Raw genomic sequence first — 22,064 nt, 5'->3', positions numbered from 1 at the left:
GCGACCATCGTGGCCGCTGGGTCGTCCGCCGCGTGCAAGTCTGCCGCCGCTGACCGGGCAATCCGGGGCGCGCCCCGGACCAGTGCGGGCGGTCGCCGCGCAGGGATGACGCCGCGTAGTGACGTATGTCCAGCTGGCCTTGGGGCCAGGATGCAGACGCCGAGAAGCGCCAAGAACTCCCACGCTTCTCGGCACACCACATCTGATCGGCAGGAGCTGCCGCTACCCCGGACTCAAACTCCGAACCACACCGATCCAGGATCCTCCGGCCTTCGGGCGTCGCTCGATCCTCCGAGACGGTCGCGTGTGATGACAGTGTCGCCGGCTCTCTTGCATTGAGAGCGATGTCGCGATGGATGCACCGATAACCCAAGCAGACATCACCCCGCTCTTCTAAGCCACGTCCCTCCCTGAATGATGCTGCCGAAAGAGCGGCCAGAACGGCTGATCTGCTCGGAATTGGGCGATATCGAGCATCTTGTTCGGTCGGCGCGGGGTCAAATCACATAGCCCCCGTGCTGCTACTCGCGGTGCCCGGGACGGTCTATCGCCAACTTGGGCAGCCGATGACGATGAAAGGGGTCTGCGCAAGCCGATGACCAATCTGCCCGTCGGCACGCCAGGGGGACACGCCCCATGCCAGAAGCCACCGCCCGACCAACAGCATGCATTGCTGCGTATTCTCGGCCTCGCCTGCTTCGGCTCTTCTCTTGGTGTGTTCCTGTTCGACCCGGTGCTGCCCATGCTCAGCCGGGATTTTGCGGTGCCTCGCAGCCAGGTTGTGGCCATGGCGACGGCGTTTGCGCTCGCCTATGCCCTGGCACAGCCGATTGCCGGTGCTCTCGGCGACCAACTCGGCAAATTGCGGGTGATGCGCGTCTGCCTCGGGGTGAGCGCGCTTGGCACATTGCTCGGCAGCCTTGCCTCCAGTTTCGAGCTGCTGCTCGCCACCCGGCTCGTCGTCGGCTTCTTCACGGCCGGCACATTCCCGCTGTGCTTTGCCATCCTGGCGGAGCGGATCGCGCCTGAGGGGCATCAGGAGGCTTTCGGCAAGGCCAGTGCGGCCTCGGTCACAGGGTCGCTGGCCGGGGCCGTTGGGTCCGGCTTCATTGCCGATGCGCTCGGCTGGCGCGGCAGCCTGCTCGTGGCCGGCCTGATCGGCCTGACCTGTTTCGCTATCGTCACGGCGGCGCTGCGCGATACCCGCGAAGTCTCGTCATCGCGCGCCGGGTTCGGCTCGGCGTTCTCTGCCTATCGCAGGATTCTCGGGCTGGCGAGCGCCCGCCGCGGTCTTGGGCTGCAGCTTGCCCTGACCGGACTGACACAGGGCTTGTTCCCGCACATTGCCTTTCTCGTCGGAGCCAGTGCGTCCACCGTCGGCATCGTGCTCTCAGGCTTCATGATCGGCAGCATTGCCTATGGGGTCAGCCTGCGCCGCACCCTGCGCTGGATAACGCCAGTCCATTTCACCCTGGCCGGCGGGCTGGTCATGACGCTCGCCATGGCAAGTCTGAGTGCCCATCTTCCCTGGCCTTTGCAGTTCGGCGCATTGCTGGCATTCGGCTTCGCCTATCGCAGTGCAGCCATTCCACTTCAGACCTATCTGGCGACGCTCACCCCGCATACGCAGGGCGCGATGATGGCGTTGCACTCGATGGCGGCCATGCTCGGGCAGTCGGCCATGCCGCTGATCTATGCGGCAGGGTTCGACAGGGCCGGTATCATGCCGACCCTGCTTGTCTCGGCATGTCTGCTCGGCCTCTGCGCCGCGGCGGTCGCCTCAATTATGCATTCCAGCAAACGCTGCCGTTGAACAGAATCGTCGGGGGCGCGAGGGACGATGCATCTTCTGCCGCGCAGATCGAGGCGTTCCGCACCGTCATGATGACCGGCAGTAGGTCGGCCGCGATTTCGAGGCGGAGTTAGATCAACGGACCGGATATCGTATCCAGTCCGATGATTTAACCCTTTGTCCTTGCGTCGGCTTTCCCGAAAACCGCAATCCACTTTTCGGGCCGATGCTTTAGTAGCGGCGCCGTTCAAAAGGCGACCTTGTCTGCCCCCTTGAGCTGCAGCAGTTCGCGCGCATCGTCCGGAGTCGCCAGCTCCAGTCCGAGACCTTCGATGATCTTCCGCGCCGCCCGGACCTGTTCGGCATTGGATTTTGCCAACTGTCCCGGCCCGATCCAGAGCGAATCCTCCAGACCGACGCGCAGGTTGCCACCCATCGCGACAGCCATTGCGGCGATCGGAAGCTGGTGACGCCCGGCGCCAAGCACCGACCAATGGTACTGGTCGCCGAAGAGCCGATCGGCCGTGCGCTTCATATGCGCGACATCTTCCGGGTGCGGCCCGATGCCGCCGAGCAGGCCGAAGACCGACTGGACGAAGAAGGGCGGCTTCACCAGCCCGCGATCGACGAAATGCGCCAGCGTGTAGAGATGTCCGATATCGTAGCACTCGATCTCGAAGCGCGTGCCGTTCTCGGCGCAGGTCGTCAGGATGTTCTCGATGTCCTGGAACGTGTTCTTGAAGATGCGGTCCTTCGAGCCTTCGAGATAGGGCTGCTCCCAATCATGCTTGAACGCCTTGAAGCGGCTCAGCATCGGATACAGACCGAAATTCATCGAGCCCATGTTGAGCGAAGCGACTTCGGGCTTGAAATAGGCGCAGGGTCGCAGACGCTCCTCGATACCCATGGTCGGCGCACCGCCCGTGGTGATGTTGATGACGCAATCGCTGCGCTGCTTGATCACCTTCAGGAAGGGCTCGAAGGCCTCGGGGGACTGGTCCGGCTTGCCGGTGACGGGATCGCGAGCATGGACATGCACGAGCGCCGCTCCCGCTTCGGCGGCACCGACCGCAGCGTCGATGATTTCATCGGCGGTCACCGGCAGGTAAGGCGACATCGAGGGGGTGTGGATCGCACCGGTCACGGCGCAGGTGATCATGACTTTGCGGTTCTTGGCCATGGCGGCTCCCATCAGCGGTCAGGATGAAGGATTTCAGACGGGTTTGCGCGCGGCCGCGCGCTTATGGGCCTGCAGTGCGGCCAGCCGCGTGTMGCGCCAGTCGCTCAGGCGCTTCACCCGCTCGGCCGATTGCGTTCCGGGCCATTCGCTCATGACCGTGGCGACGGTTTCCGCGCCAAACGGGTCGCCGCCAACGGCTTGTGCCGCCATGGTCGCGATGGAGGCGCCGTAACGGGCGCAGTAATCGGGAATACCGCCGGGCGCGTTGAGCTCGATCGTCTCGAACGGCCCCATGAAGGACCAGCGCAGGCCGAGCCCGTCGCGGATCGTCTTGTCGACGTCTTCCGCACTCGCGACGCCCTCGCCGACGAGGCGAAAGGCTTCCGCCAGCAGCACGGCCTGCAGGCGGTTGAGGACGAAGCCCGGCTTCTCCTTGCGCAGCACGATCGGAACCTGCCCGGCCTGTTCATAGATCGCCTTGGCCCGGGCGAGGACGGCCGGATCCGTCCAGGGCGCCGGTGCAAGTTCGACGATGGGTACGAGATGCGGAGGATTGACGGGATGGGCGACGACACAGCGGGCCCGCCCCGGGAGCGTCTCGCTGAACACCGAGGCCATGATGAACGAGGTCGAGGAGGCGAGAATCGTCTCCGGCGCGGCAAGCCTGTCCATCTCGGCGAAGAGGGCGCGCTTGGTTTCCACGGCCTCCGGCCCGTTCTCCTGCACGAGGTCGGCGCCGTTCAAGGCATCCGCCAGGCCCGAGGCGACGCGGATACGCGCGAGCGAGCCCCTTGGGTCCTCGACGAGGCCGTGGCCGGCGAGTTCCTCAAGATTGCTGCCGATATGGGTGCGGGCGGCCTCGGCCGCTCCGGGCGCGACATCATGCAGTGCGACGTCGAAACCATGGCTGGCGAAGATGGTGGCCCAGGCACGGCCGATCAGTCCGGAGCCTATGATCGCGATCTTGGTCATGCGTGTTGATCCTGCGGGAAGCGACGAAGGTCGGGATAGGGTTGAGGCAGGGCGCTCACAGCCAGAGCACCTGCCGGCGTAGCGCCAGGTCCTGGCTGAGAGCCTTCGACGGGCCGACATGAGTGACCTGGCCGCGCTCAAGCACGACCGTGCGGTCCGAAAGTGCCAGCGCAAGGTCGAGATGGTGGTCCACGATCACGATCGCGATCTCCTGTCTCAGCTTGTCGAAGGCCTCGAAAAGTTCCTCGACCACAGCCGGGGCGAGGCCCTCGAAGGGCTCGTCCAGCAGCAAGACACGTGTGTCACCGGAGAGCGCCCGCGCCACGGCCACCATCTGCTGCTCGCCACCGGAGAGGTAGTCGGCCGGGGAATGCCAGCGCTGCTTGATGCGTGGGAAGAAGGCGAAGATCTTGTCGTCCTCCCAGCGCGTGCCGTTGCCGGTCAGGCGCTTGAGGCGGCCGAGCTCCATATTGTCCTTGACGCTCATGCCGGCGAAGAGACCGCGCCCCTGCGGCACATAGGCGAGGCCGGCGCGCGCGATCACGGCCGGCAGCAGGCGTGCGATGTCGGCACCGGCAAGATTGATCGTTCCCGTGGCGGGCGGTGCAATGCCGGTGATCGTCTTCAGCAAGGTCGATTTGCCGGCGCCGTTGCGGCCGAGCAGCGCCACGATCTCGTTCACGTGGACGTCGAAGCTGACGTCGCGGAGAATGTGGCTCTTGCCGTAATAGGTGTCCACGCCGGAAAGCCCGAGCAGAACCGTCTCCCCTGCCGCACTGGGGCGTGGCTTCTCGGCCAGCGCATGCGCGCCCGAGCCGATATAGACCGCCTGAACCTGCGGGGAGGAGCGTGCATCCTCGACCGTGCCGTCGACCAGCACGCTGCCCTCGTTCATCACCGTGACATGGTCCGCGATCTGGAAGACGCGGTCGATATCGTGCTCGACCAGCAGCACCGGCAGGTCGGCCGAGATCGACTTGATCAGGTTGCCGACGCGTTCGCGCTCGGCTGCTGCGAGACCGGCGAGTGGTTCGTCCAGGAGCAGGACACGCGGCTTGGTGGCAAGGGCGAGACTCATGTCGAGCAGACGCTGGCCGCCATAGCTGAGCGAGCCCGCCTCGGCGCTCTCGATGCCGCGCAGGCCCATGGTCTCGATGACCTGCCGCGTCTCGTCCGAAACCTGTCCCAGCGACTCCGCCGCCCGCCAGAAGCCGAAGCGCTCCGGAGCGCGCGCCTGCACGGCGAGACGGACATTCTCGGCGACGGTAAGCGACGGGAACAGATTGGTGATCTGGAAGGCGCGGCCGATGCCGGCGCGGGTGATCGCTTCGGGCGAGAGCCCCGTGATCTCGCGCTCGCGCAGGCGAACCTCGCCATGATCCGGCCGAAACTGGCCTGAGATCAGGTTGAAGGCGGTCGTCTTGCCGGCACCGTTCGGGCCGATCAGCGCATGCAGCGACCGGTCGCGTATCGCGAGAGTGACACCCTCGACCGCCTTGATGCCGCCAAAGCTCTTGGCGAGGCCGGTCGCGGTAAGGATTGCGCCCTCGACCCAGTTCTGCGGCTTCATGAAATCCGGGAGCGTGACCGCACCGACCTTGCGCGCCGACATTGCCGCGTCCTCGGCTGCCTGCTTGCGGAAGGGCCGCAGCAGGCGCTCGCCGACGCCAACGAGCCCCATGGGTGAGAAGACGATGAAGCCGACGAAGAGCAGCCCGAACCAGAACAGCCAATTCGGCGTGAGGCTGGAGAGATAGTCGCGGAAGATCACGAAGAAGAGCGCGCCGAGAGCCGGGCCCAGGAAGGAGCGCATGCCGCCGATCACGACCATCGCCAGCAATTCGCCGGAGAAGGCGACCGAGATCGGCTCGGCCGAGGTCATGCGGTTGTTGAACAGCAGCAGCGTGCCGGCGAGCCCGGTCAGGGCCGCCGAGATGGTGAAGGCGACGAGCTTGTAGCGGTTCGTCTGGTAGCCGAGAAACCGGGCGCGCTGTTCGTTCTCGCGGATCGCGACCAGAACGGTGCCGACCGGAGAGCGCTGGAAGCGCCAGAGCCCGTAGACCACTGCCATGCCGATCAGCCCGACGAGGATGTAGAACGGCAGCGCCTGATCGAAATCGACGCCAGCGAAGAGCGGGCGCCTGATGCCGCCGAGGCCGTCCTYCCCGCCGGTCACGGCGGTCCAGCGGAAGGCGATCGAATAGGTCATGGCGGCGAGCGCCAGGGTCAGGAGCGAGAAATACACGCCCTTGCGGCGCAGGATCAGGGCGCCGAACGCGAAGGCGAGCACGCCCACGAAGAGCACCGCGAGCAGGATCGGCAGGGCGAACTGGCCGGGCAGCCAGTTGCGCTGGATCAAGCCCGCGGCATAGGCGGCGAGCCCGAACCAGGCGCCATGGCCGAAGGAGACGAGTCCGGTCGTGCCGACGAGAATGTTCAGGGCCATGCAGGCAATGGCGAAGACGACGATCTCGGTCGCCGAGGTGGTGCCGAGCCCAATGAAATGCATCAGGAAGGGCAGGGCGGCGAGGCCGATGGCGGCAATCAGGAGAGGCGCGCGGTCGCGCTGAGAGGCTGTCATTTCGCCCTCACTCGAAGCGCTGGATGCGTTCGCCGAACAGGCCGCGCRGCCGGAACAGCAGGACGAGCAGCATCATCAGGTAGATCACCGCGGTCGACCATTGCGTGAAGCCGAGGCCGATGGTGATGCCCTTGACCACGCCGACCATCAGCGCCGCCACGACCACGCCCCAGAAGGAGCCGAGGCCGCCGATGACGACGACGACGAAGGCCGGGGTGATGATCTCCTGCCCCATGGCGGGATGGATCGAGTAGATCGGCGCGAGCAGGACGCCGGCCAGGCCGGCAAGCCCGATGCCGATGCCGGCTACAGCCATCATGTAGGGCTGCAGCGAAATGCCGAGCGCACCGACCATGTCGGGGTTCTGCACGCCGGCCCGGACGACGCGACCAAAGGCCGTGCGCTGGAGCAGGAACCAGAGCCCGAGTACGCAAGCTGCTGCAATCAGGAGCAGAAGCGCGCGATAGCGCGAATAGATGAACTCGCCGAGGAAGATCTGGCCGCGCAGCGCCGGCGGGATCGAGAACGAGAGCGGCGGCGCGCCGAAGATCATGCGCAGGGATTGCTCCGCCACCATCGCGAGCCCGAAGGTCAGCAGCAGCGAAAGGATCGGGTCCGAGCGGTAGAAGCGCTGGAACAGGCCGCGCTCGACGACGATGCCGATCAGCGCCACCAGCACCGGCGACGCGATGATCGCGCCGCCGAAGCCGATATGGGGCGCGAGCACGATCGTGAGATAGGCGCCGATCGCATAGAAGGCGCCATGCGCGAGATTGACGATGCCGCCGAGCGAGAAGATCAGCGACAGGCCGAGGGCGATCAGAAGGTAATAGACGCCGTCGAGCAGTCCGTTCAGAACCTGCTGGATGAAGAGAATGAGCAAGGGGACGCCTTTGCTTGATCGACAGGGTCGGGCAGGGGCGCGGCGCGCCCGAGAGGTTCGGGAGGCTCGTTCATCCCAGCCGCAACGAAGCGGAGTGCCGGGACCATCCCAGGGCGCTGGGCTCTACGATGGCTTCCGGATCGGCGCCGCTGGCGCGGCCGATCCGGAATGACGGCGCGGATCTGGCAAGGGGGGGAGCGCCTCAGCTCATCTTGCAGACCGCCTCGTCCCCCGTCGTCGCGATCACTTCGAGGCTTTCGTTCGGTCCCGGCACGGGCGGCGAGGAGGTGAAGAGATCCCACTGGTTCTTGACCTGCGCTGCCGGCAGCGCCGTGATCGTGTACATTTCGCTCATCAGCTGGTGGTCCGAGGCGCGGAAATAGCCTTCGCGCGTCTTCATGACGTCGAATTTCGCGCCCTTCTCCCAATGCTCGAGGATCTTGGCGGTATCGGTGCTCTTCAGCTCGTTCATCGACTGGGCCATGATCTTCACGGCCATGTAATCGCCCCAGGCCTGGTTCTCCGGCGGCTTGCCGTATTTCTTGGTGAAGGCGGAGACGAAGGTCTTGCTCGCCGGCGTATCGATCAGGTGGTGCCACACGCAGGGCCAGACGCCGCCAAAATTGTCCTTGCCGGCAGCCCAGGCGAGCGCCGTGTCGAAGCCGAATCCGGCGACCGGGAAGGTCAGGCCGAATTCGGAATACTGCTTGAGGAAATTGGTGATCTGGTTGCCGGCAAGGTTCGAGATCACGATGTCGGGCTTGGCGGCGCGGATTTCGATCAGGAGCGCCGAGAAGTCGGTTGCGTCGGTCGGCACCAGCTTGTCGGCGGCGAATTGGCCGCCATTGGCCTCCATGAAGCGCTTGGCGACCTTGAGCAGGTCATGGCCGAAGGCGTAGTCGGCGGTCAGCGAGAACCACTTCTTGCCCTTGACCAGCCCCTGCGCCATCAGCGAGCGGCCGCAGCTCTTCACATACATCGAGTTCTGGTGCTCGACATGGAACATGTAGCGGTTGCAGCTTTCGCCGCGCAAGGCATCGGAGTTGCCGCCGGTGTTGACGAAGAGGATCTTGTTGCGCGCTGCGACCTGCGAGATCGTCAGGCAGGAGGCCGAGGAAATCTCGCCGAGAATGCACGCGACCTTGTCGCGCTCGATCATGCGCTCGGCCTTGGTCGAGGCGGTCTGCGGATTGACCGAATCCTCCTTCAGGGCCTCGAGCTTGCGGCCATTGATGCCGCCCGCAGCATTGATCTCCTCGACGGCGAGGTCGACGGCCATGACGCCGTACTCGCCGAGCGGACCGAGGAAACCGGTGCGCGGCGTCAGGTGGCCGAAGCGGATGGCATCCGGCGTCTGCGCCAGGATCAGCGACGGACTTGCAATCAATCCGGTAGCGGCACCGGCTCCAAGCCCGGCAAGGGCCTGACGTCGTGACAAACGAAATTTCGACTGCTGATGGTCTGCCATTGCGTTCCTCCCAGAACGGTTCCGCGCTTTGCGCTGGAGATTGTCGACCTGCTGTCTGCTCTGCTGGCGGCTTGATATCCACTTGTCGTGATCTGTGATCACAGTTAGGTTGGCAGACATGGTTGCCCCTGTCCAGTCCTTCGCGAATCCGGCTGCCGACGATGGGATCGGTGATGTCTCGGCTGGTCGCGATGCATCCGCGCTCGACGAGGTCGGGGCGCTGACGCGCGAGACCCTGGGGGAGAGGGTCACCGGGGAATTGCGGGCGCTGCTCGTCGCCGGCCGGCTTGCTCCGGGTGAGAAGCTCTCGCTGCGGCGTGTCGCGGAGGCTCTTGGTGTCTCGATGATGCCGGTGCGCGAGGCGGTCAGCCGGCTCGCCGCGGATGGCGCGTTGGAGGTTCTGCCCGGACGTGCCGTACGCGTTCCGCTGCTGCGATTGGCACAGTTTCGCGAATTGACGCGCCTGCGCCTGGTCGTCGAGGGCTTTGCGGCCGAAGAGGCGGCGAAGGCGGCAAACGAAGCCGAGATCGAGGAGATTGCCCGGCACGAGGCCGCGTTCCGACAGGCGGCGAGCGCCGATCCCCCAGACGCCGCTGGCGCAGTCGCAGCCAACCGCAATCTGCATTTCACGCTCTATGAGGCGGCGCGCATGCCGACCTTGGTCGAGATGATCGAGCGGCTCTGGCTCAAGGCCGGCCCCATCCTCAATCTCGATATGCGCCACGAACCGCGCCGCCTCGACGGTGGCAGCGCCGTGGTTTCCCATGCCGCCCTGCTCGATGCCCTGCGGCGCCGGGATCCGCAGGCTGCAAGGGCCGCGCTGGAAGCCGATATCGCTGCAGCCGCCGCCCATATCGAAAGCACCGGTGGCCTGGCGCCATAGTCAGGGTTCGCCGCAATCTGAGAGGCGCTACGGCGCGGGCATCGGGGGGAGACGACAATGGATTTGCAGATCAAGGGATTGCGCGTTCTGGTTACGGCGGGCGCCAACGGCATTGGCCGGGCGACGGCACGCGCCTTTGCGGCGGAAGGCGCCAGGGTCCATATCTGCGACGTCGATCGCGAGGCCCTGGCAGCGATGGCGTCCAGCGATCCGGCGATCACGCAATCGGTCTGCGACGTCTCTGACCGCGACGCGGTGGCCAATCTGTTCAATGAGGCGCTGGCGGCGCTCGGCGGGCTCGACTGCCTCGTCAACAATGCCGGCATAGCCGGGCCGACCGGCCGCGTCGACGAAATCGATCCCGCGGACTGGGATGCCTGTGTCGCAGTCGATCTGACCGGTCAGTACAACTGCACCCGGCTCGCCGTGCAGCATCTCAAGCAATCCGCCAATGCCAGCATCGTCAATCTGTCGAGCCAGGCCGGCAAGCACGGCTTTCCGCTGCGCTCGCCCTATGGCGCGGCGAAATGGGGGGTCATCGGCTTCACCAAGGCGATCTCGGCGGAGCTCGGCGAGTTCGGAATCAGGGCCAATGCGATCTGCCCCGGCCTGGTCGACGGTGCCCGTATCCAGAGCGTGATCGCCAACAAGGCGCGCAGCTTCAACATCTCGCATGAGGAGATGACCCAGCGCCTGTTCGCGGGCGTCTCGATCAAGCAGTTCGTCGACCCGAACGACATCGCCAAGCAGATCGTCTTCCTGGCGTCCCCCTTCGCCAAGACAATCTCCGGTCAGGAAATCTCGGTCTGCGGCGACACGCGCATGCTCAGCTGAGCGGGGAGCAGAGCAGGGCGCGAGATCCTTGCAGCGACCCGGCTTCGCTCGGAGGCCGGGTCGGAAATGCGACGGCGGGCGCCGATACCGAAGTTCAGAGGTCGGAGAGGCGGCTGAAGCGCACGATAGCGTCGGCGCGCTTCTCCAGCCCAGGGAGCAGCTCGAGGCCGAGGCCGGGCGCGTCCGATACGGTGATCATCCCGTTCTCGGCCTTGGGCAGGTCGGTGACCAGCTCGGTGTACCAGCCGGTATAGAAGGCGCGGACCGATTCCTGGATCAGCGTGTTCCGGGCATGCATCGAGAAATGGCACGATGCCGCGTAGACGACCGGGCCTGTGCAGTCATGCGGGGCGACCGGCGTGTGCCAGGCCTCGGCCATGCCTGCGATCTTGCGGGCTTCCGACAGGCCGCCACACCATGACAGGTCGAGCATGACGACCCCGGCGGCACCGGTCTCGAGATAATCTCGGAAGGAATGGGTATAGGCCAGCGTTTCCGAGGCGCAGACCCAGGCCTTGGAGTGGCGGGCGTACTCGCCGAGATCGTGGACATTGTCGAGCCGGAACGGGTCCTCGTGCCAGTAGGTGTCGAATTCGGCCAGGCGCTCCGCCAGCTTCTTCGCCATGGGCAGGCTCCAGAGCGAGTGGAACTCGACCATGATGTCCATCTTGTCGCCGACCGCCTTGCGGATCTTGCGGAACGGCTCCAGCGCGGTGTTCAGTTCCTGAGGCGTGATGTCCCAGCCGGCCGCGCGTTCTGCCGCGATATCGAAGGGCCAGATCTTCATGCCGGTGATGCCCTGCTCGAGCAGGGAATGGGCGAGTTCGTCGGCGCGATAGAGGAAGCCTTCGAGATCCTCATAGGGGCCGCCTTGCTCGCCGACATGCCAGTTGGCGACAGCCTGCGAGCGCGCATCGCGAATATATTTGTAGCCGGCACAGGTGTTGTAGGTGCGAATCGTGTCGCGCGTCTTGCCGCCGAGCGCGACGCTGACCGGCTGGCCGATCGCCTTGCCGTAGATGTCCCAGAGCGCGATGTCGACGGCCGAGTTGCCGCGCGTTTCGACGCCCGAGCCGCGCCAGCCGAGATAGTTGTTCAGGCTGGCATTGCGCGCCTCGATCTGGAGCGGGTCCTTGCCGAGCAGCTTCGGCGCCACGGTCTCGTGCAGATAGGCTTCGACCGCGGCGGCGCCCATGAAGGTCTCGCCGAGACCGACCAGGCCCGCATCGGTGTGGAGCCGCACCCAGATGATGTTGCCGAACTCGGTCAGGCGGATGGTTTCAACAGCAGTGATTTTCATGAGGTTTCTCAAGCGAGAGGCTTGGCGTAGCGGGTGAGGGCCCCAGCGGTCGGCGTCGTGCCGGCACCGGGTTGCTGGGGTCTTAGGAAATAGCCATCGGCGACATTGGCGGGCTCGACGAAGGCATCCTTGATCCAGGGAATGTATTCGAGGATCGGCGTCGCCTGATGCCAATAGGCGAGATGGACATGGACCTGGCTCATCTCGCCAGCATGGGGCGCGACCGGCAGGCGGCTGGCGAGTGCAAGCTCCGCGACCTGGATGTACTCGGTGATGCCGCCGAGGCGGGTCACGTCGGGCTGGACGTAGTGGATGGCGTCGGCCGCGACGAAGGCGCGGAAGGCGTCGAGCGAATAGAGCTGTTCCCCGAGCGCAATCGGTATCGAAGTCGCCTTCGCCAGCGCGGCATGCGAGCCGACATCGTCATACCAGAGCGGCTCCTCGAACCAGAAAATGTCGAGCGCCTCGGCCCGCGCGCAGAAGCGCTTGCAGGTCGGCAGATCCCATTTGCCGTTGCCGTCAATGGCGAGGGAGACGTGGTCACCAATGGCACGGCGCACGGCTTCCAGCCGGGCGATGTCGATCCCGGGGTCGGCATGGCCGACCTTGACCTTGAGGCGCCGGAAGCCGTCGCGTTCGACCGCCATGCGGCAGCCTTCGACAAGTTCGTCCCGCGGGATCGAAAGCCAGCCGATATCGGTGTTGTAGGCTTCGAGCTTCGGCTTGGTTGCGCCGCCGAGCAGGTGCCAGAGCGGTACCCCGGCCGCCTTCGCCTTGAGGTCCCAGAGCGCGACATCGACCGCGGCGAGAGCGAGCTGAGTGATACCGGCGCGTCCGACCCATTGCAGGGCCGGGTGGCGGGCGAGCTTCAGCCAGAGCCGCGTGATCTCGGAAGCATCCTCGCCGATCAGCAACGGGGCATAGCAGTCGCGGATGCAGGAGGTGATCAGCCGGTCGGAGGCGATGTCGGCATGAGTGCCGGTGAAACCGTAGCCTTCGAGGCCGTCCTCGGTGACGATCTTGGCGCCGACGACGCCCCAATGGCTGATGCGGTGGGTCGAGTCGGCAATCGAGCCGCCCGTCACCGGGATATGCAGGATGAAGGGTTCGATGCGGGTGATGCGCATGGCGGTAGCCCCGGAGCTGTCGTGCGGCTCCGGGGCTCTCCTGTTCAGTTGGTGCCGCGGATCTTGGCGAGATCGGCCTTGAGGCGGTCGATCGTCTCCTTGCCGATCGAGGCCTCGTGGCGCTGGTAAACGGCCGCGGTGGCCTCGCGCATCTTGGTCAGTTCGTCGGCCGAGACGTCCGAAACCTGCATGCCCTGCTTCTTCAGGTTCGCCATCGACGTGTCGTTGAGCGTGCGCGAGACGCGGCGCTCCTCATCGCGGCCGACGGTCGAGCACTCGTTCAGGATCGCCTGTTCTTCGCTGGAGAGCTGGTCCCAGAGCTTCTTGGAATAGAGCACCAGGAACGGGGTATAGGCGTGGCGTGTCATCGTCAGGTACTTCTGCACCTCGTAGAGCTTCGAGGTGTCGATGGTGACGAGCGGGTTCTCCTGGCCGTCGATCGCGTGCGTCTCGAGCGCCGCGAAAACCTCGCCGAACGCCATCGGCGTGGCATTGGCGCCCATGCTCTTGAAGCTGTCGAGGAAGATGTTGTTCTGCATCACGCGGACCTTGAGACCGGTGAGCTCTTCAGCCTTGGAGACGGCGCGCTTCGAGTTGGTCAGGTTGCGGAAGCCGTTTTCCCAGTAGGAGAGGTTGACGACGCCGAAGGCGGGAAGCTTGTCGGAGATGTACTTGCCGAAGGCTCCGTCGAGGACTGCATCGGCTTCCTTCTCGTTGGTGAAGAGGAAGGGCAGGTCGAAGACGCCGAGCGCAGGCATGATGCCGACCAGCGGCGAGGAGGAGGTGATCACCATCTCCTGCGTGCCGGCACGCAGCGCCTGCGTCGCCTGCAGGTCGCCGCCGAGCGCGCCGCCCCAGAAACCCTGGAGCTTCAGCTTGCCGCCGGACTTTTCAGTCATGCAGGCGCGCATCTTGGCGACGCCGTTGCCGACCGGGTGGTCCTCGTTGATGCCGTTGGAAACGCGGATATTGCGTTCCTTGATCTGCGCCTGGGCGGACCCTGCAAGCGCCGCAAGCGCGACGCCGGCGAGGATGGAGACGAGACGTGAGCTCAGCATGGGCTTTCTCCTTGATTGCCTTGGTTTTTGGATTAGCGGCCGCTCAGCCAGGCAAGCGGAACGGTCACGAGCTGCGGGAACAGGATCAGCAGGAACATCGCGACGGTCTGGGCGACGAGGAATGGCCAGACGCCGCGGATCACCAGAGACATCGGGATGCGGGCCACGCCACAGACCACGTTGAGCACGATACCGACCGGCGGCGTGATCAGGCCGATGGCGTTGTTGATGATGAAGAGCACGCCGAAATAGATCGGGTCGATGCCCGCCTGCTTGATCACCGGCATCAATACCGGTGTCAGGATCAGCACTGTCGGTGTGAAGTCGAGCGCAGTGCCGACGACCATGACCAGCAGCATGATGACGATCATCAGGACCGTCTTGTTGTCCATGAAGGGCTCGAGCACGCTCGACAGCTCGGCCGGGATATTGGCCTGGGTGATGAGCCAGGCCGAGACGACGGCCGCGGCGACCAGCAGCATGACTGCGCTCGTCGTCTTGGCGGCGGTCAACGCCACCTTGTAGAGGTCGCGCGGCTTGAGCTCGCGATAGACGAACATGCCGACGACGAGCGCGTAGACGGTCGCGACCACGGCCGCTTCGGTCGGCGTGACGATGCCGAAGCGGATGCCGCCGAGGATTGCGAGCGGCATCAGCAGGGCAAGCGAACCGTCCCAGGTCGCCTTCAAACGCTCGGCGCCGCTGCGCCGCGGCAGGACCGTGATCTTGTCGTGGCGGCAGACGATGAACCAGGCGATCACCAGCGACAGGCCAATGAGCAGCCCGGGAAAGACACCCGCGAGAAAGAGCTTGGTGATCGAGAGATTGGCGGCGACGCCGAAGACGATGAAGCCGATCGAAGGCGGGATGATCGGGGCGATGATGCCGCCGGATGCGATCAGGCCGGCCGAGCGACCGGTATCGTAGCCGGCCTGGCGCATCATCGGCAGCAGGATCGAGGCGAGCGCAGCGGTATCGGCCGCAGCAGAGCCTGACAGCGAGGCCATGATGATGGAGGCGAAGATCGCGACGTAACCTAGGCCGCCATGGAGATGGCCGACCAGCGAGAGCGCGAAGTTGACGATGCGCTTGGACAGGCCGCCGGCATTCATCAGCTCGCCGGCGAGCAGGAAGAACGGGATCGCCAGGAGCTGGAACGAATCCGCGCCGATGATCATGTTCTGGGCGATGATCTGGGTGTCGAAGACGCCGAGCCAGAGCATCAACGCGACCGCGCAGACGATCAGCGCAAACGCGATCGGCATGCCGAGCGCCATCGCCCCGCAGAGCGAGAGGAGGAAGATGGTGATCGTCATTCGAGGTGGCCCTTCAGGTCATGTGAAGGATTGCCGCTGTAGTCGCCGGCAAACTCGGCCAGTTCGAATTCGCCGAGTTTTCCCGTCAGGGCGCGAACGAGCCGGGCAAGCGTGATGAAGCCGATGCCAATCCCGGCGAAGTACAGCACACCATAGACATAGCCCATGCTCAGCCCGGTGACCGGCGCGACCGCGGTGGCGTTGATCTCGTGCTGCTTCCAGGTTCCGTCGAGCAGCATCACGCAGCAGGCCAGGATGAAGGCGTCGCTGATGATCATGCAGATCAAACGGCCTTGGCGGCCAAGCGCGCCAACCAGCGTGTCGACGCCGAGATGCCCGTTTTCGCGCATCACCACGACGGCGCCGATATAGGTCAGCCAGACGAAGAAATAGCGCGACAGCTCCTCGGACAGATCGAGGCCGGAGTTGAAGGCATAGCGCAGGACGACATTGCCGAAGACCATCACGACCATCCCGGCGAGCAGGATGACCAGGACAGCCTCAAGCCCTCGTAGGATCCATCTTTCGGCTTTTGCGAGCATGGTGCGTTTCCTGTGAGTTTCTTGTTCCCTCGCTCCTTTCCGCGACGGAGGTCGTCCGTCCGGGGGCGAGGTCGATATCGGCCTGGGCCACTTTCAGAAGCGCGATCATGCTCTCGCGAGCCTGCTCGGGCCTGCGCGCGGTGATCGCTGATGCGACATGGCGGTGGATCGCAACGGACGCCTGGGCCCGCTCGTGGTCGTGCATCGACAACCGGAACGAGGCTTTCAGCACGGCGTGCAGGATCGGCTTGAGCTGGAGCAGAAGACTGTTCCCGGACGCCTCCAGAATCGCCTCATGGAAGCGAAAATCCGCCGCCTCGTGTTCCGCTTTGCCCGGAGCGTCGGCCATCCCTTCCAGCGCCGCCGCGACGGCGCCGATCTGAGCGGGCGTGCCGCGCTCGGCGGCGAAGGCTGCTGCCGCGGGCTCGATCATGTTGCGCAGTTCGAGAAGATCGCGTTCGAACCCGCTCGCCATGCCGGCATCGGTGATCCAGTCCATCACCTGAGGGTCGAGCAGCCGCCACGATGACATCGGCTGGATGCGCGAGCCTACGCGGGGCCCCGTCGTGATCAGCCCGAGCGCCTGAAGGGTCTTCGTCGCTTCGCGGATCACCGTGCGGCTGACGGCGAATTGGGTGGCGAGCTCGTCTTCCCGCGGCAATGCGCCGTCGTTGCCGATCTGGCCTCCGACGATCATGCGGCCAAGGCGGTCGACCAGATGCGAATGGAAATTGGAGGGGCGCGCCATTGTATGATCATATCATCATATGATTGATTGGCGCACAAGCCGTCGGTCACGCGCCCGCATCGGCATTGCCGGGGATGCGTCGTCGAAGGGTGTCCGGTAGTATGGGGATGTCCGTWCGCCCGGCTGCGATGGCCAGCCCGAGGGAGCGACCGTTGARCGATGCGGTGCGCGTGCGGTTTTCGCGGGTGCCCAAGGGACGGGAAGGAGCATGAACCTTCACCTGATCATCTCGGGCCGCGTGCAGGGCGTTGGCTATCGGCAGTGGTTCTGTGCGCGCGCACGCGCTGCAGGCGTGGCGGGCTGGGTGAGAAACCGGGCCGACGGCACGGTGGAGGCCGTGGTCTCGGGGCCGTCCGACATCATTGAGACGCTAGCCGCGGATGCCTTCGATGGGCCGCCTGGGGCCGGCGTCCAAGACATCGATCGGAGCGAGGTTGATGGCTCGCTCGTCGGCGCTCCGGGCCGGGGCTTCGTCATCGCGCCCAGCGTCTGAACGGGTGATGGGCACGGCGACAGGAAGAGAACGAGGTCCCGCGACGGGCCGGTCTCCCGCGTTGTCCGCCATCGTGGCGCGATCGGACACGAAGAGGTTGGCCTGTGCGGAGCCGCACCGGCCCCCACGATCAGTCCTTTGGATCGGCGTTCGGGTCGGAGTCCAGCATCTGGCGCCAGCCCGCATGCAGCACCGACGGGTCTTCACGGTCGACGCTGTAATGGCGCAGGACGTGCTGAACATCGTTCATGCGGCCGATCAGCTGCGGGCCCTGACGCAGGCCGACAAGGATCATCAGCACTTCGATGGCGATGAGCTGGACCACATATGCATCCGTCCCGACCAGCATTGCGGTGTCGTGCGGAACATCCAGCGGCAGCGCGACGTCGGCAAGCTGCGCAAGCGGCGTTCCGCCCTGGGCCAGCGCGATGATCGTCGCACCACGGGCCTTGCCGACCTCGACGGCGCGCAGCAGTGCCGGCATGCGGCCGACGAAGGAGATCGCGACCAGCACATCCTCCGAGGTCAGCGTTGCCGCTGCGACGAGCTGAAAATGCGCATCGGAAAAGGCATTGGCGTTCAGGCCGAGGCGGAACAGCCGCGCCTGCAGATCCTGCGCCAGGAAATGCGATGTCGCGCCGGTGCCGAGGCAATCGATCCGCCTTGCCTTGCTGATCGCAGCCGCGGCGCGATCGAGATCGAGCGGATCGATGCGGCGTTGCCATTCGGCGAGCACGGTCGTGATGCTGCCCGTGACGTTGCGCAGCACGTCGCTCGCGGTCTCCCCCATCCGCACGGAACGGTGCAGGAACGGCGCGCCGAGCGCCACCGCTCCGGCGAGCTTCAGCTTGAGGTCCCTCAGGCCCTGGCAACCGACCAGCCGGGCGAAGCGTACGATTGTCGGCGCGCTGACCCCGGCGCGCGCCGCGATATCCTCGACATTCGCCTTCACCACCCATTCGACTTCGTCGAGGAACAGGCGCGCCACCCTCTGCTGGCTCTCGGACATCGCGCCGAGCCCCTGCCTGATGGAGCTCATGATGTCGGAGGCGCCAATCGAATCGTCGGGGCCGCTGGGGCGGCCGGCTGCGTCAGCAGGGACGATGTCTGTCATGCGCTCGGACTGTGGCTGATATCGAAATGACAGGCAAACTGATGTTCCGATCCCGTCCCGCGCAAGACCGGAGCCTCCTTGGCGCAACGCTCCGTCGCGTGCAGGCAGCGGGTGCGGAAAACGCAGCCCGAGGGCGGAGCGAGCGGAGACGGGATGTCGCCGGTCAGCATGCGCTCGCGCGGCGGCGCGTCCGGGTCAGGCCTCGGCGATGCGGCGATCAGCGCCCGCGTATAGGGATGGCGCGGATGGCGGGCGACCTGCTCCGTCGAGCCGATCTCCATGATGCGGCCGAGATAGAGCACGGCGATCCGGTCACACATCAGCTCGACGACATCGAGGTCATGCGAGATGAACAGCATCGCCAGGCCGAGCCGCCGCCGCAGGTCCTGCATCAGGTTCAGCACCTGTGCCTGCACCGAGACATCGAGGGCCGAGACCGGCTCGTCGGCGATGATCAGTCTCGGTTCGACGGCGAGAGCCCGCGCGATGCCGATGCGTTGCCGCTGACCGCCGGAGAACTCATGGGGGTAGCGCTCCATATGTGCGGCGGGAAGGCCGACGAGTTCGAGCAGTTCGGCGATCCGCGCCTTGCGTGCCGCCCCGCGCGCAAGGCCATGGGCATCGAGCGCCTCGCCGACGATGCTGCTGACGCGCAGCCGCGGATTGAGGCTAGCATAGGGGTCCTGGAACACCATCTGCGCCTGGCGACGGAACAGCCTCAACCGGCGTTCCGGCGCTGCCGTGATGTCCTGTCCTTCGAAACGGATCTGACCTGCCGACGCATCGATCAGGCGCAGCGCAAGCCGGCCGATCGTGCTCTTGCCCGATCCGGATTCGCCGACCAGCCCGAGCGCTTCGCCGCGCGCCAGCGAGAAGCTGACGTCGTTGACGGCGCGCACCAGGTGGGGTGCCTTGCCAAAGCTCTTGGAAAGGCCTGCAATCGTGAGGAGCGGTTCCGTGCTCATGCAAGTTCCCTCCAGCGCAGGCAGCGTGTCTGCCGCCCCGCATCATTCTCCAGCATGGGGGCCTCGATGGAGCAGGYAGGCGTTGCATCAGCGCAGCGCGGCGCAAAGGCGCAACCGCGCTCGACGCGCGAAACCTGCCCCGGGATCGAGCGCACGACGCGCCGACCGCTTGAGTCCTGGATTGCGCGCGACGGCATGCACTCCAGCAGGGCGCGCGTATAGGGGTGGCGCGGTGCGTTGAAGAGGTCCCGAACCGGCGCGCTTTCGACCACCTCGCCCGCATACATCACCGTCACGCGGTCGGCGATCTCGGCGACGACGCCGAGATTATGGGTGATGAAGAGCACGCCCATTCCAAGCTCGCGCCGCAGCCGGTCAAGCAGCGTCAGCACCTGCGCCTGGATCGTGACGTCGAGCGCCGTGGTCGGCTCGTCGGCGATCAGCAGGGCCGGCCGGCAGGAGAGCGCCAGCGCGATCATGACGCGCTGACGCATGCCGCCCGACATGTGATGCGGATAGTCCGAGGCGCGGCGCGCCGCATCGGGGATTTCGACGAGGCCAAGCATCTCGACGGCGTGCGCCCAGGCCTTGCGCCGGTCATAGCCGAGATGCAGCCGCACCGCCTCGGCGATCTGCTCGCCGACGGTCAGCACGGGGTTCAGGCTGGTCATCGGCTCCTGGAAGATCATCGCGATCTCGGCGCCGCGCAGCGCCTGCATGGTGGCCCGGGGCGCGGTGGCGAGGTCGATCGTATCGCCGGAACGGCGACGGAACAGGATGCGGCCCTGCGAGACCCGCCCCGACGGGCGTGGCAGCAGGCCCATGGTGGCGAAACTCGTCACTGACTTGCCGGAGCCGGACTCGCCAACCACCGCGACGGTTTCGTTCTCCGAGATCCGCAGTGAGACGCCGCGCACCGGCGTCACCTCACCTTCTTCGGTGCGGAAGGAAACGGCGAGATCTTCGATGGCGAGAAGGGGCGCGGTCATCTCACAGCGCCTTTCTGAGCTTGGGGTCGAGCATGTCGCGCAGGCCATCGCCGACGATCTGCAGCGAGAGCGCGACCAGCACGATCGCGACACCGGGAAATCCGACGACCCAGAATGCGTCCTCGGCATATTGCTGGCCGGACGCGATCATCGTGCYCCAGGTCGGCGTCTCCGGCGGCACACCCGCGCCGAGGAAGGACAGCCCGGCTTCGSCAAGGACCGCGTAGGCGAAGATGAAGGTCGCCTGCACCAGGAGGGGCGAGGCGACGTTGAGCAGCACATGCACGAAGAGGATGCGCCAGATCGAGACGCCGAGCGCGCGTGCCGCCTCGACGAAGGGCAGTTCCCGCACCACCAGCGTCGAGGCGCGGATCACGCGGAYGACTCGCGGCGTGTAGACGATGGCGAGCGCCAGCACGACATTGCCCGCGGAGGCGCCGAGCACCGCGACGAGGAAGATGGCGAGCAGGATATCGGGCAGTGACATCAGCGCATCGACCAGGCGCATGATCACGGCGTCGGCGCGCTTGAAATAGCCGGCGACGAGGCCGAGCGCAGCCCCGATCGAGATCGAGATCACGACGAYGGCAAGCCCGATTCCCAGCGAGGCGCGGGCTCCCCAGATCACCCGGGAGAAGACGTCGCGGCCGAGTTCGTCCGTACCGAACCAGTTCACCTCGCCGGGCGGGCGCAAGCGCCTTGCCATGCGCATCGAGGCAGGATCGAACGGGGAGAGCCAGGGCGCCAGCAGGGCGAGTGCGAAGGCAATCACAAGGATCACGGCTGCAAGGAGCACCAGCTTGCGGCGGAAGAGCCGGCGCAAGAACAGAAGTGTCGGAGCTGAAGTCACGGCGGAGCTCATTGGCGCACCCGTGGGTCGACGAGGGTGTAGATCACATCGATCGCCAGGTTGATCAGTGCGTAGATGGCCGCGACCGCCAGAAGCGCGCCCTGGATCACGGGATAATCGCGGCGCAGCACCGCCGACACGACAAGATTGCCGACGCCGGGCAGGCCGAACACGGTCTCGGTCACGATCGCGCCGCCGATCAGCAGGGCGAGCGTCAGGCCGAGCACGGTGATGATCGGGACGAGCGCATTGCCGAAGGCGTGGCGCAGCACCACGCGCAGTTCCGAGATGCCCTTCGCCCGTGCCGTCCGTACGAAATCGGCATCGAGCACATCGAGCATGCTGGCGCGGGTGAAGCGCGTGATGAGAGCGGAGTTGACGACGCCGAGCACGGCGGATGGCAGAAACAGGTGCTGGAGCCGCTCGAAGAAGGAGGCGTCGGGCGCGCCATAGCCAGCGACGGGGAACCAGCCGAAACGCACGGCAAAGAGCTGGATGAAGATCAGGCCGAGCCAGAAGCTCGGGATATTGGCCGCGAGCATGGCGAGCCCGCTCACCGCCTGGTCGATCGGGCGGCCGCGCCAGACCGCGGAGGCGATGCCGGCCGGGATGCCGATCGCCGCGGCAATGGCGAGCGAGAACATCGCGAGGAAGAAGGTCGGCTCGGCGCGCTGCAGCAGCGCCTGGGTCACAGGCTGCTGCAGGAAGATCGACTGGCCGAGATTGCCGGTCGCGCATTCCTTCAGCCAGAGCACGAATTGCAGCAGGAGCGGCTTGTCGAGCCCGTAAGCCTCGCGCAGGCGCGCCACATCCTCCGGCGTCGCCTGGTCGCCGAGCATCAGGGCCGCGGGGTCGCCGGGCGCCAGCCGCGTCAGGAAGAAGACCAGCGCGGCAACGAGGAAGAGGACCAGCAGCAGGCCGGCGAGGCGACGTCCGATATGTGCGAGCACCGGATGCGCTCCTTTCGCG

General features: G+C 65.8%; 20 protein-coding genes. 4 read left to right on the top strand and 16 right to left on the bottom strand.

What is annotated here, in order from left to right; genetic code table 11:
- Positions 1 to 595 precede the first annotated feature (595 nt).
- Positions 596 to 1,813, top strand: coding sequence for an MFS transporter (locus tag AC1D34_RS03775; protein WP_476823523.1), 1,218 nt, complete (start codon positions 596 to 598; stop codon positions 1,811 to 1,813).
- Between the two features lie 226 nt (positions 1,814 to 2,039).
- Here the strand turns inward: AC1D34_RS03775 and kce are convergent, their stop codons facing one another.
- From kce to AC1D34_RS03750, 5 genes are all read right to left on the bottom strand, one after another.
- On the bottom strand, positions 2,040 to 2,972 hold the full coding sequence (gene kce, locus AC1D34_RS03770; protein ID WP_441490734.1) for a 3,5-dioxohexanoate:acetyl-CoA acetone transferase: 933 nt from the start codon (positions 2,970 to 2,972) through the stop codon (positions 2,040 to 2,042).
- 33 nt (positions 2,973 to 3,005) lie between these two features.
- On the bottom strand, positions 3,006 to 3,944 hold the full coding sequence (locus tag AC1D34_RS03765; protein WP_476823522.1) for a 3-hydroxyacyl-CoA dehydrogenase: 939 nt from the start codon (positions 3,942 to 3,944) through the stop codon (positions 3,006 to 3,008).
- Between the two features lie 55 nt (positions 3,945 to 3,999).
- Positions 4,000 to 6,525 (bottom strand): branched-chain amino acid ABC transporter ATP-binding protein/permease, encoded by a 2,526-nt coding sequence (locus tag AC1D34_RS03760; protein WP_476823521.1) that lies wholly within the window; start codon positions 6,523 to 6,525, stop codon positions 4,000 to 4,002.
- Between the two features lie 7 nt (positions 6,526 to 6,532).
- Entirely contained in the window at positions 6,533 to 7,408 is an 876-nt protein-coding gene (locus AC1D34_RS03755) for a branched-chain amino acid ABC transporter permease (protein ID WP_476823520.1), read from the bottom strand.
- Between the two features lie 202 nt (positions 7,409 to 7,610).
- Positions 7,611 to 8,876, bottom strand: coding sequence for an ABC transporter substrate-binding protein (locus tag AC1D34_RS03750; RefSeq protein WP_441490738.1), 1,266 nt, complete (start codon positions 8,874 to 8,876; stop codon positions 7,611 to 7,613).
- A 118-nt stretch (positions 8,877 to 8,994) separates the two neighbouring features.
- Here AC1D34_RS03750 and AC1D34_RS03745 point away from each other — a divergent pair, with 118 nt between their 5' ends.
- Positions 8,995 to 9,759 carry a GntR family transcriptional regulator gene (locus tag AC1D34_RS03745; RefSeq protein ID WP_441490739.1) on the top strand — a complete coding sequence of 255 codons (765 nt, stop codon included), beginning with the start codon at positions 8,995 to 8,997 and terminating at the stop codon, positions 9,757 to 9,759.
- Positions 9,760 to 9,816: 57 nt separating this feature from the next.
- Positions 9,817 to 10,593, top strand: coding sequence for an SDR family oxidoreductase (locus AC1D34_RS03740; protein WP_441490740.1), 777 nt, complete (start codon positions 9,817 to 9,819; stop codon positions 10,591 to 10,593).
- Positions 10,594 to 10,687: 94 nt separating this feature from the next.
- Here AC1D34_RS03740 and AC1D34_RS03735 read toward each other — a convergent pair whose 3' ends face one another.
- Genes AC1D34_RS03735 through AC1D34_RS03710 form a run of 6 tightly spaced genes read right to left on the bottom strand, consistent with a single transcriptional unit; the run spans position 10,688 to position 16,684 of the window.
- Positions 10,688 to 11,893, bottom strand: coding sequence for a mandelate racemase/muconate lactonizing enzyme family protein (locus tag AC1D34_RS03735; RefSeq protein ID WP_441506397.1), 1,206 nt, complete (start codon positions 11,891 to 11,893; stop codon positions 10,688 to 10,690).
- A gap of 8 nt (positions 11,894 to 11,901) precedes the next feature.
- Complete coding sequence (locus AC1D34_RS03730; RefSeq protein ID WP_476823519.1) at positions 11,902 to 13,020, bottom strand: mandelate racemase/muconate lactonizing enzyme family protein; 1,119 nt, start codon at positions 13,018 to 13,020, stop codon at positions 11,902 to 11,904.
- A gap of 44 nt (positions 13,021 to 13,064) precedes the next feature.
- Complete coding sequence (locus tag AC1D34_RS03725) at positions 13,065 to 14,078, bottom strand: TRAP transporter substrate-binding protein (RefSeq protein WP_441490743.1); 1,014 nt, start codon at positions 14,076 to 14,078, stop codon at positions 13,065 to 13,067.
- A gap of 32 nt (positions 14,079 to 14,110) precedes the next feature.
- Positions 14,111 to 15,394: a TRAP transporter large permease gene (locus AC1D34_RS03720; RefSeq protein ID WP_441490744.1), complete on the bottom strand. Its 1,284-nt coding sequence runs from the start codon at positions 15,392 to 15,394 to the stop codon at positions 14,111 to 14,113.
- Positions 15,391 to 15,936 (bottom strand): TRAP transporter small permease, encoded by a 546-nt coding sequence (locus AC1D34_RS03715; protein WP_441490745.1) that lies wholly within the window; start codon positions 15,934 to 15,936, stop codon positions 15,391 to 15,393. Before AC1D34_RS03715 ends, AC1D34_RS03720 begins: the two co-directional genes overlap by 4 nt.
- On the bottom strand, positions 15,896 to 16,684 hold the full coding sequence (locus tag AC1D34_RS03710) for a FadR/GntR family transcriptional regulator (RefSeq protein ID WP_441490746.1): 789 nt from the start codon (positions 16,682 to 16,684) through the stop codon (positions 15,896 to 15,898). The genes AC1D34_RS03715 and AC1D34_RS03710 overlap by 41 nt, the downstream gene beginning before the upstream one ends.
- 208 nt (positions 16,685 to 16,892) lie before the next feature.
- Between AC1D34_RS03710 and AC1D34_RS03705 the strand changes: the two genes are divergently transcribed.
- Positions 16,893 to 17,177, top strand: a complete 285-nt coding sequence (locus AC1D34_RS03705) for an acylphosphatase (RefSeq protein ID WP_441490747.1) — start codon at positions 16,893 to 16,895, stop codon at positions 17,175 to 17,177.
- A 130-nt stretch (positions 17,178 to 17,307) separates the two neighbouring features.
- On the opposite strand, the gene AC1D34_RS03700 is transcribed toward AC1D34_RS03705, so the two are convergent.
- The 5 genes from AC1D34_RS03700 to AC1D34_RS03680 form a co-directional block, all read right to left on the bottom strand.
- Entirely contained in the window at positions 17,308 to 18,216 is a 909-nt protein-coding gene (locus AC1D34_RS03700) for a MurR/RpiR family transcriptional regulator (protein WP_441490748.1), read from the bottom strand.
- Positions 18,217 to 18,287: 71 nt separating this feature from the next.
- Positions 18,288 to 19,256 (bottom strand): ABC transporter ATP-binding protein, encoded by a 969-nt coding sequence (locus AC1D34_RS03695; RefSeq protein ID WP_441490749.1) that lies wholly within the window; start codon positions 19,254 to 19,256, stop codon positions 18,288 to 18,290.
- The gene (locus AC1D34_RS03690; protein ID WP_476823518.1) at positions 19,253 to 20,245 is read right to left on the bottom strand and encodes an ABC transporter ATP-binding protein; all 993 of its coding nucleotides are present in this window, start codon (positions 20,243 to 20,245) and stop codon (positions 19,253 to 19,255) included. Before AC1D34_RS03690 ends, AC1D34_RS03695 begins: the two co-directional genes overlap by 4 nt.
- 1 nt (position 20,246) lies before the next feature.
- Positions 20,247 to 21,107, bottom strand: coding sequence for an ABC transporter permease (locus AC1D34_RS03685; protein WP_476823517.1), 861 nt, complete (start codon positions 21,105 to 21,107; stop codon positions 20,247 to 20,249).
- The gene (locus tag AC1D34_RS03680; protein ID WP_069878112.1) at positions 21,104 to 22,045 is read right to left on the bottom strand and encodes an ABC transporter permease; all 942 of its coding nucleotides are present in this window, start codon (positions 22,043 to 22,045) and stop codon (positions 21,104 to 21,106) included. The genes AC1D34_RS03685 and AC1D34_RS03680 overlap by 4 nt, the downstream gene beginning before the upstream one ends.
- Positions 22,046 to 22,064 lie beyond the last annotated feature (19 nt).

Source organism: Allobosea sp. P1_A7, assembly GCF_056406775.1.
Note: the sequence above shows the minus strand (reverse complement) of the source record. Positions and strands in the feature narration are given on the sequence as shown.

Coding starts and splice junctions, on each gene's coding strand:
- AC1D34_RS03695 (WP_441490749.1), bottom strand. CDS start 19,256: ATGAGCACGGAACCGCTCCTCACGATTGCAGGCCTTTCCAAGAGCTTT.
- AC1D34_RS03740 (WP_441490740.1), top strand. CDS start 9,817: ATGGATTTGCAGATCAAGGGATTGCGCGTTCTGGTTACGGCGGGCGCC.
- AC1D34_RS03700 (WP_441490748.1), bottom strand. CDS start 18,216: ATGAGCTCCATCAGGCAGGGGCTCGGCGCGATGTCCGAGAGCCAGCAG.
- AC1D34_RS03715 (WP_441490745.1), bottom strand. CDS start 15,936: ATGCTCGCAAAAGCCGAAAGATGGATCCTACGAGGGCTTGAGGCTGTC.
- AC1D34_RS03705 (WP_441490747.1), top strand. CDS start 16,893: ATGAACCTTCACCTGATCATCTCGGGCCGCGTGCAGGGCGTTGGCTAT.
- AC1D34_RS03720 (WP_441490744.1), bottom strand. CDS start 15,394: ATGACGATCACCATCTTCCTCCTCTCGCTCTGCGGGGCGATGGCGCTC.
- AC1D34_RS03745 (WP_441490739.1), top strand. CDS start 8,995: ATGGTTGCCCCTGTCCAGTCCTTCGCGAATCCGGCTGCCGACGATGGG.
- AC1D34_RS03750 (WP_441490738.1), bottom strand. CDS start 8,876: ATGGCAGACCATCAGCAGTCGAAATTTCGTTTGTCACGACGTCAGGCC.
- AC1D34_RS03775 (WP_476823523.1), top strand. CDS start 596: ATGACCAATCTGCCCGTCGGCACGCCAGGGGGACACGCCCCATGCCAG.
- kce (WP_441490734.1), bottom strand. CDS start 2,972: ATGGCCAAGAACCGCAAAGTCATGATCACCTGCGCCGTGACCGGTGCG.
- AC1D34_RS03710 (WP_441490746.1), bottom strand. CDS start 16,684: ATGGCGCGCCCCTCCAATTTCCATTCGCATCTGGTCGACCGCCTTGGC.
- AC1D34_RS03725 (WP_441490743.1), bottom strand. CDS start 14,078: ATGCTGAGCTCACGTCTCGTCTCCATCCTCGCCGGCGTCGCGCTTGCG.
- AC1D34_RS03735 (WP_441506397.1), bottom strand. CDS start 11,893: ATGAAAATCACTGCTGTTGAAACCATCCGCCTGACCGAGTTCGGCAAC.
- AC1D34_RS03730 (WP_476823519.1), bottom strand. CDS start 13,020: ATGCGCATCACCCGCATCGAACCCTTCATCCTGCATATCCCGGTGACG.